Raw genomic sequence first — 1,167 nt, forward strand, 5'->3', positions numbered from 1 at the left:
GGCGGCAGCAGCGGCCTGTACGACGTACTGGAACTCGTCCTCGACCGGGGACTGGTGATCGACGCGTTCGTGCGGGTCTCCCTGGTCGGCATCGAGATCCTGAAGATCGACGTACGGGTCGTCGTGGCCAGCGTCGACACCTACCTGCGCTTCGCCGAGGCCTGCAACCGGCTCGACCTGGAGGCCGGCCCGCGCAAGCCCGTGGGCCTGCCCGACCTGGTCGGCGAGGTCACCGAGTCCGGCGCGCGCGGCAAGGCCAAGGGTGCGCTGTCCGGCGCCGCGCAGACCGTCTCCGACGCTTTCCAGCAGGCCCGTCAGGAGCACTCGGCCGAGGTCGGGGAGCGGTCGCGGGCCCGTAAGGGCGCGCCGGCCCGCCGGAAGGAGGAGCAGGAGTGAGCACGTACGTCTACGGGATCACCGCCGCCTCGCACCCGTCCCTGCCGCAGGGCATGGGCGGGGTGGGTGAGCCGGCCCGTCCGGTGCGCGTGCTGAAGGCGGGCGGGCTGGCGGCGGTCGTCAGTGACGCGCCCGAGGGGCTGCGGCCCAAGCGCAGGGATCTGCTCGCCCATCAGGCGGTGCTCAGTGAGGCCGGTGCGGCCGGCTGTGTGCTGCCGATGCGGTTCGGCAGCGTCGCCCCGGACGACGACACCGTCACCAGCGTGCTCACCGAGCGTGCCGAGCACTACCGGGAACGGCTGCGGGCGCTGGAGGGCAAGGTCGAGTACAACGTCAAGGGCAGTCACGACGAGGAGGCGGTGCTGCACCGCGTGATGGCCGAGAACCCCGAGATCCGGTCGTTGGCGGAGGCCAACCGGCGTTCGGGCGGCGGTGGTTACGACGACAAGCTCAGGCTCGGTGAGCTGGTCGCGGCCGCCGTGCAGGCCCGCGAGGGCGAGGACGCCCGGGAGGTGGTGCACGCGCTGCAGCCGTACGCCGCCGCGGTCAGCGACGGCCCGTCGTCCACCGGCTGGCTGGTCAACACCTCGTTCCTGGTCGACCGGGAGGCGGCGGAGGAGTTCGTGGCCGCCGTCGAACGGGCCCGCAGGGACCTGCCCCACCTCGAATTGCGCGTCAACGGCCCGCTGCCGCCGTACAGCTTCGTCGAACCCGGCCCCGCCGAGCCCGCGAGCACCACGGCAGGAGCCGACGCGGGAACGGAGTGACGTC

General features: G+C 72.9%; 2 protein-coding genes. Both read left to right on the top strand.

Annotation, left to right across the window (positions count from 1 at the left end; genetic code table 11):
• The coding region (locus ACFY4A_RS42690) for a gas vesicle structural protein GvpA (RefSeq protein ID WP_390834691.1) at window positions 1-396 on the top strand (396 nt) is incomplete at its 5' end.
• The gene (locus ACFY4A_RS42695) at window positions 393-1,163 is read left to right on the top strand and encodes a GvpL/GvpF family gas vesicle protein (RefSeq protein ID WP_390834692.1); all 771 of its coding nucleotides are present in this window, start codon (window positions 393-395) and stop codon (window positions 1,161-1,163) included. The genes ACFY4A_RS42690 and ACFY4A_RS42695, both read left to right, overlap by 4 nt.
• Window positions 1,164-1,167: the final 4 nt, after the last annotated feature.

Source organism: Streptomyces sp. NPDC001292 (assembly GCF_042896465.1).
GTDB lineage: Bacteria > Actinomycetota > Actinomycetes > Streptomycetales > Streptomycetaceae > Streptomyces.